The sequence below is a fragment of the Bacillus spongiae genome, from assembly GCF_037120725.1.
GTDB lineage: Bacteria > Bacillota > Bacilli > Bacillales > Bacillaceae_K > Bacillus_CI > Bacillus_CI spongiae.
The window spans coordinates 25,716-33,551 of record NZ_JBBAXC010000029.1; the positions used below are offsets into that span (position 1 = coordinate 25,716).

The 7,836-nt window shown below is 36.2% G+C and carries 5 protein-coding genes and 1 pseudogene; 3 read left to right on the forward strand and 3 right to left on the reverse strand.

Annotated elements, in window-relative coordinates:
* Positions 1-85 precede the first annotated feature (85 nt).
* Both WAK64_RS21235 and WAK64_RS21240 read left to right on the forward strand, forming a co-directional pair.
* Complete coding sequence (locus WAK64_RS21235; RefSeq protein WP_336588991.1) at positions 86-886, forward strand: class I SAM-dependent methyltransferase; 801 nt, start codon at positions 86-88, stop codon at positions 884-886.
* A 228-nt stretch (positions 887-1,114) separates the two neighbouring features.
* Positions 1,115-1,948: an MBL fold metallo-hydrolase gene (locus tag WAK64_RS21240; RefSeq protein ID WP_336588992.1), complete on the forward strand. Its 834-nt coding sequence runs from the start codon at positions 1,115-1,117 to the stop codon at positions 1,946-1,948.
* A gap of 303 nt (positions 1,949-2,251) precedes the next feature.
* Here the strand turns inward: WAK64_RS21240 and WAK64_RS21245 are convergent, their stop codons facing one another.
* The 3 genes from WAK64_RS21245 to WAK64_RS21255 form a co-directional block, all read right to left on the reverse strand.
* Entirely contained in the window at positions 2,252-3,478 is a 1,227-nt protein-coding gene (locus tag WAK64_RS21245; protein WP_336588993.1) for an MFS transporter, read from the reverse strand.
* A complete protein-coding gene (locus WAK64_RS21250) occupies positions 3,475-4,518 on the reverse strand; it encodes an ArsR family transcriptional regulator (protein WP_336588994.1) in 1,044 nt (347 codons plus the stop codon). The genes WAK64_RS21245 and WAK64_RS21250 overlap by 4 nt, the downstream gene beginning before the upstream one ends.
* Positions 4,519-4,938: 420 nt before the next feature.
* Positions 4,939-5,124: a hypothetical protein gene (locus WAK64_RS21255; RefSeq protein WP_336588995.1), complete on the reverse strand. Its 186-nt coding sequence runs from the start codon at positions 5,122-5,124 to the stop codon at positions 4,939-4,941.
* Positions 5,125-6,945: 1,821 nt separating this feature from the next.
* Between WAK64_RS21255 and WAK64_RS21260 the strand changes: the two are divergent.
* A pseudogene (locus WAK64_RS21260) lies at positions 6,946-7,465 on the forward strand (YfiT family bacillithiol transferase).
* Positions 7,466-7,836 lie beyond the last annotated feature (371 nt).

Sequence of the window (7,836 nt, forward strand, 5' to 3'; positions counted from 1 at the left end):
TTTTTAATTGAAATCAAATGCATGCAGGATGTAGAGGATGTTTGCAGAATAATCATTTTATAGCAAAAAAAGGAGGATATTCCAAATGAAGCAAGAACTAATGAGTAAAATGAACGAAGCAAGTTGGAATCAATCTGCCTACGAAGCTTGGGTTCATCGGCATGGCCGCCCACAGGAGTATGCTCAAATACTAAAGAAAAATCCACGAAAGGCTGTTCAGGATTACTTAAAGTATATTCAAAAGGTAGAAGGGAAGAAGATTGCAAATCTGCTAGGGTCAAAAGGAAATAAAGCGGTATCCTTTGCTTTATTGGGTGCGGATGTAACTGTTGTTGATATATCTAAATCAAACCGAAACTATGCTGTTGAATTAGCCAAGCATGCAGAGGTTGACCTTGAATACATCGTGTCAGACGTACTAACCATCCCTAGGGATCAGCAGTTGGTTAATTTCGACTATGTGCTGTTAGAGTTAGGTGTTTTACACTATTTTGTTGAACTGCAGCCGTTGTTCCAATTCGTTTGCAACGCTCTAAAAGAAGGAGGCACATTCATTTTACGAGATTACCACCCTATGGTGTCAAAATTAATGCGGGTAGAAGAAAATAAAATGGTCGCAAGTGGGAATTATTTTGAATCAAATATTGTAGACGAAAAGGTTGCGTACCATTTTCTCCTATCAGAAGACGAAGGCGCGTTATTAGAGAAACAGGTGAAGCTGAGGAGGTGGACATTAGGTGAAGTTGTGACAGAACTATCCAAAGCAGGAATGAAAATAGAGCTTTTAGAAGAGGAATCTGGCAATAGGTGGGCGCTTCCTGTCCATTCACCAGAAGGGGCGGAGAATCAACTTCCTGCACTTTATACGTTAATTGCACAAAAATAGCATTCAACACAGGATTTTCGAGCAAGTAATAACATTCTTCCATTGATGAAGTATAAAGGAATTATTCGTTTATCCGTTTATGAGCTCGATGAACGGATGGAAGTAGTAGAGAGTGGAGTGGAGGTTATTTCGAGCACGTATCACCGTCATATTTGGAAACAAATCATAATTTCAAAGATTTCTATATATATTCAATAAGTAGAGAGCTATGAATAGAGGGGGATAAGAATGACTGTAAAAGTGACAGTTCTATCAGAGAATACCGTTTTTGGGAATTTGGGGGCTATTGCAGAACATGGATGGTCTGTATTTATAGAAACGGATCATGGAAACTATCTATTTGATACAGGTCAAGGGAAGGCATTGCTCAATAACGCAAGTGTATTAAAAAAGGATTTATCCACGATCAAAGGAATTATTTTAAGCCATCATCATATTGACCATACTGGGGGATTGATGGATGCTGTTAAGGCAGTAGCTTCAAAAGAAATTGATGTGTATTGCCATCCTGATATTTTTAAAGATGGCTATCTCACTCGATCAGACTATCAACATATAGGAGTTCCTTTTTCAAAGGCTGCACTTGAGAGTAATGGAGCAAATTTTACGTACAACACAGCATTTACGGAGATTGCGCCTACTATTTACTTATCGGGTGAAGTTCCACGGTTAACGGATTTTGAATTTGGCGATACCGACATTGTCGTAAAATCGAATGAAGGATATATAAAAGATGAGGTGATGGATGATCAATCTATTATTATTAAAACCCCTAAAGGTTTATTCGTCATATTAGGGTGCTCTCATGCGGGGATTATTAACATTCTCAACTATGCTATGAAAATGACGGGAGAAGAGAGAATACATACCGTGATAGGAGGCACTCATTTATGGACGGTAAGTGAGGATCAAAAGGAAAGAAGCATAAAGGGATTGAAAGAATTCGAATTAGAACGATTAGGAGTTTCACATTGTACGGGCTTTGAAGTAAGCATGAGACTGGCACGTGAATTTGGTGATAAATTCTTTCATTGTAATGTAGGTACGGTTGTTTCGGTATAATCTTAGAGTTTTTTGTGCGAGGTTTTTGACCAATAATGAAATAATAGGAGAGTATTAGAGTTCCAAACGGTGACGTTAAATATACTGAATCAACTCCATCACTCTAAATAGTTTGTAGCCTAAAATAAAAAAGAAACCTAGGTTTCTTTTTTTATTTGTCCATTTTATTAGAGTTCAATCATACTTCATTTTCAGGTGATTTTTTACTTTTAAGATGAATCAACCCGTACCATTGTAGGGAGAATACCGGCCTTATTATAATCCGTTCATATCCCGAACAAATTTCCCTTCAGGCGTTTTACGTCAACTTGTTTTTTGGTTTCTATCTGTAAGGAAATGGATTTCTGATTTCGATAAAGAAGAAAAGAAATAATACAATCCTGGTAAAATAATTGCCATGCCAACAAGCAAATATAGTTGACGTGTACTTAGTTCTAGAAAGGATGAGGAAGCAAATAATATTCCTAGTGGCATGGTCACCCGAAGGAAAAGTAATCGAACTGAACTTAGTTGTGTCAAACGATCTCTAGGAGCCTCCCGTTGAAAAATTCCCGCACTTTGAGCATTGAATAAAGGGAATAACATGCCTCCAAACAATTCACATAACCAGGCAAAAGGAATTGACTGAACAAGAAACAAGAGTACAAATGAAAGGCCACCTCCGATTAAGCCTAGGTACATTGTTTGATAGGTTTTTGGTACCCTTGTAAGTAGGACCATACCAAGAGCATATCCAACAGGGAAAGCCCCAGAAAAAATGGCATATTCCCAAGGTTGACCATTAAGGTCTCCACGTATAAAGGGAACACTTAAAACCAATGTTGCTCCCACTGCAAACTGTACGGTTGAAGAAAGAATAGTGAGTCGTAAAAGATGTGGATATTTAAAAAGAGTTCGATAGCCTTCCTTCAGTTCTGCCCACCAAAATTTCTTTGTCCAAGTTGCTACTTTTTCCGTGCTTGATTGGGGGAGTCGTGACAATGCAAGATAACTGGCAAGGAACATGGCGGATGAAAAAGCATATATGAAATGCATTGGACTTATTAACAGGAATAAGGACGTTGCACCTGGTGCAATAAAACTCATCAATCGAATCGTTCCATCAAGTAAGCCATTCGCATCTATCAGTTCTTCCTCATTACAAATTTCCGGTAGAAGTGAAAAAGATAGACTAGCGTAAATAGGCTGCATTAAACCTAATAAGCATTGTAAAACAATTAACCCTAATATAATTCCTAAATCGGAACCAATAATATAACCAACTAATGGAAGTAGATAGGCACTTGCTCGAATTAATTGTATGTTTTTAAGCATTTTTTCCTTTACAACATGGTTTAGAAAGGGAGCACTAACGCCCTGCAAAACTAAAGAAGGAATAAAATAAACAAGCCAAAGTGCTCCCATCCATTCCTTTGATCCCGTTAATTCAAAAAGCAACAATCCATTAATGATTCCCCCAGCTGCTCCACCAAATTCAGAAATGATTTCACCTGTCCAAAGTGCTTTAAATGATTTAGAGAATCTTTTCATATCTTCACTCCAAGATAGTTCGTTAGCCTGTCAGAGAATGAATGAACTTGGCGTAGGTTCACTGAATAAACCCCTTTCTCAACCTGAATAAACTTTGCAGCTTTTAATAATGAGAGCTGATGATGAAGTGTAGTTTTAGAAATATTAAACATTAGGCTCAAATCTTGAAGTGATAAAGGTCCCTTTAATAATTGATAAAGCAATTTTAATCGAAGCTCATCCCCAAGTGCTTTATGACCACGAACCAATTCCGTTGAAGGCACACCGGGAGCTACTAAATACTCTTCCTTTATAGGATAAAAAAAGAGCTTCGTGTCAGGTGTTCGCTTTTCTAGTAACCATGGTCGGTATGATACATGTGGAATCATTTTGACGGTCCAAACAGATGGTTCAGGGAGATAGTTAACTCCACCCGTGACTTTCTCAATTTCTTCAATTGGTTTTGTTTTATCCAATACACTGTTTTGTTTTTGTTCAAATGTAAGAGCTTGAGTCCACTTTTCCCAGTCTTGCTGTTGACTTATCCAGTTGTAGTATTCTTTTATGACACTGTTGAAGAGGTCACATATTCTTTGATAGGAAAAATGACCAAGATTACGGATATATCCTCCTAGAAACTCGTGGTTTTCAAAATATGTAGAGTATTTTTCAAATGATTGACTTTGATCATGTTGATAGGCTGTTTCTTTCCTAATTGGCTCGATTTCTCTGCTTTTATAGGGTAGTAGTGTTTCATAAAATGAATCAACTGACAGATTTGTCAGTCCGTTCGAAAATTCTTGAACGGATGAAGCCGAAAGTTTGTTTTGAAGCATAATTAACCCATACCAAAAATTAGTTTCTGTTATTTCTTTTAGATGCTCTACTAAAGTAGGAGACATGGAGTCCTTGTTTAATGACCATTCTTGATCCATATCAAAGGTGTGTCTTAATTGTTCATGCGTATACCCTGCAATGCCAAGAACCACCTCCCAAATCGGCATCCATTCTACTTTCAAGGTTATCGTTTCAGTTGTGTCGGGGGAAGAAAATGATTTCAAATGTAGAACCTCCTCTAAATATAGTACGTTATCAATTCTAATATATTCGAATTAATTATTCAATATTATTAGAATTATTATAGAAGGGAATATATTTGATCCTACTTACTATGCTGCATAAATCAGAATTACATAAAGACTTTTACTTTTTTTTGGTACGTTTGTCCTTTAGTTCTGTTTTTTAATATGACTGAAAAGGGAATAGGAAGGACCTATTGAGTACATTAGATTAGAGGTTTAGCATTTGATAGGCTAGTTAAGAAAGGGATGATCACTAGTTGTAAGAAATTAAGTTTAGAACTGAAAAAGAGCAATAAAAAAGACCACTTCATTGTGGTCTTCGACAGGTACATCTTTATGAGGGGATGGTACCGTTCAACTTTCTAATCATGCGTTCTAATTGGATGGTACCAGGAGTAATTAAAGCTTGCTTACTTTTTTGGTCTTATGGAACTGATGAAAAAATGTTAGCTCAAAAAGTAGAAAACCGATAAATAAGCTTGCTAAAAGTGGATGCGAAGAACCGATCATATGGGTAATTAAAAATGATAAAACAAACGTAATTAGACCAACGAAAAGTGCAGAGCGAATCATTTTAGGGTTCATTGTTATTACTCCTTTTCCAATTAACTACGGATTTATCGTTTTACACATTCTAGAATATATGTCCATTACGGAAAGGGTGGATTGACCTCGACTTGAGAAAAGATGGAATGAGTATGGGTGGAAGTTAATGGGCTTATTTCGTTGATAAACTCTTACGCCTTTAAAAAGCTCTTAAAATGAAGCTTCAATATAGAGCAAGCATTTCTAGCTACCAGGTAGAAAATTGGAACATTTGGAAGCTGTTGAATAATTTTCTTAAAGGCTTTGTCGTTTCCGTTTCGAACGGTCACTTCTATTATACTCCATATCGGACGCTATAACTTTTCACAATTTACCATAGGTTATATGCCGAATGACTCCATTTGACGTAAACGCTCGGTGGTGGAGGGTATTGTGTTGGGTTTTTTAACGCTTTAATTGTCCCTATTGAAAATTCTTCTAAAAAAGAGAGAAAAAAACATAAGCGATAAAAACACTACCAAAGCACGAACCAACCTATCATCAATGGTAATATATATAAGTAGAGCGGCAGCTAAGGCAACTATTACAACTATTAGCAGCTCAAAAAAGTTTCCTTTTTTCATATTCTCATCCTTTCTAGGGTTCAAAATCGGTTAAGTTTACTAAAATAATTAACCTCTGAATAAACGTCCCTAGCTAGATCATTTACAAAATATCCTACTAATACAAACCCAACAGCACTAGCAATTATTAGAGGTAGTGTTGGGAAATAAACTCTTTCAGCGGCTCCGGCCAATGTTGCTGAAACGATTATAATGGCTCCAACCGTTTTTTACTCAAATAAGCTTCTACAATTGAAAGATGAAAGTGTATATAGTTTTTATCGTAATGATCGTAAGGTGATGAAGCGAGACTTTTAATAGGTTCAGATATAGGAAATATAATAGATTTTGAGGTTTGTGTTTCTACTTCAGAAAATAATCTGATGGTATTTGCATCATGTTGTACAAGTTTTCAGCTAGGTCGTGATGCAAAAATGAATTCATTCACTTTTTTCACTTGTTCTTTTAATTGTTTCACATCTTCTTGATTAGCATTTTTACAAACTCTTTTTCGTTCACAATTTTAACCCTCAGTGTTTTGAACTACAACGTATTTAAAATGCGAAAGAGCCGTAATTGCTAATTTTGTGAGTAGATAGTAGACTCTTAGATAACACGAAAGGTGTTTACACCCCCTAAAAAATTAGTTTAGAGTAGTGATATAACTTCCTTATTATACCATTTATAACTTCTACATCAATGGTTAATTTAGAGTATTTTGAATTTTTTTACTATTGTTATTTTATTTATGTATTTTGCTGCGTAGGAATGACTCCATTTGATTCTATTTTTGACATTCTTTAAATCCTTGTTTCCATCCTATAACGAAAGTCTGACAAGAAATGTTGGATAAATAACCTATTTAAGATTGAACCTGATGTATAACAATTAACTTGTGGTAAACCTTTGTAGCCGTTTGTCTTCGTTTTGGAGCTTACGAATCGCCATTTACCTCTTCATCGAACTAAAGAGCTATTTCATTTTATTGGCGAGCTACTCACGGTCGACCGTGTAGTTGGTTGATTCAATAAAGACTCTCCTGATGCCTTTGAAATATAAAGGGGCTTTGTCTATGACATTATTAAGGAAATCCTTTAGTAGTTAGAGAACCTATGTAACTCTATTAATAGTACGCAAATTTTAAAACCTGAATCCATCGTTTTGGCTGGTGATACGATTCAAACGCTGTTATTCAAGAATATTGATAAAACGTGAACATATGAATAAAAACAAGAGAGCTTAAAGGGAGGAATAATAGGTGGAAACGAAATATCCAATTGGAAAGTTTGAATTTAATGGTGAAATAACTACCGACGTGACGAATGGTTGGATAAATGACATTGAAGGCCTACCTGGATTGTTACGAGAAGCAGTAAGAGGGTTAGACAATCAACAATTAGATACACCTTACCGAACTGGTGGATGGACTGTTCGGCAGGTAGTGCACCACCTTGCGGATAGCCATGTGAATGCCTATGTGCGATTTAAATTAGCTCTAACGGAAGAAACACCGGTAATTAAATCCTATTACGAAGAGAAATGGGCAGAGCTACCGGATTCCAAATTACCAATAGAAATGTCATTATCTCTACTTGAAGCATTACATGAACGCTGGTCTAAACTTCTGCGTAGTTTAAATGAGGCTGAGCTAGAAAAGACATTTATTCATCCGGATTCAGGCGAAATCACTGTTGGTAAGAATATCGGCCTCTACGCTTGGCACGGCCGACACCATCTTGCCACATATAACATCGTTATCTAGTCATAAAGGATGGTGACATGATCGTTTTCCCCTTTGGGTTGACTGACCAAAGGGTTTTTTAATGTTAAAAAAGATAGAGAATGACTAGACGTTGAAAACTTCGTCTTGTTTTAAAGTTTGTTTCATCAAATATTATGCAATGGAAAAGTTAGAAGTAACTCCACTTGGTGATTTTGTTTGAAGGAAAGAAAAAACAAGGCCCTAGAATTCATAGAAAGAGAGAGATTCTATGACAGTAGTTTTGCATAGTCGAACCTTTAACATTATGGTTCATCACCAAATTTTGTGATTTATCCATAAAAATAGGAAAGCATCTATAAAATCCTGGTCATAATGTTAGCGACTAAACAAACACTAGGAGGATTTATAAATGCTTTCCCTATCACT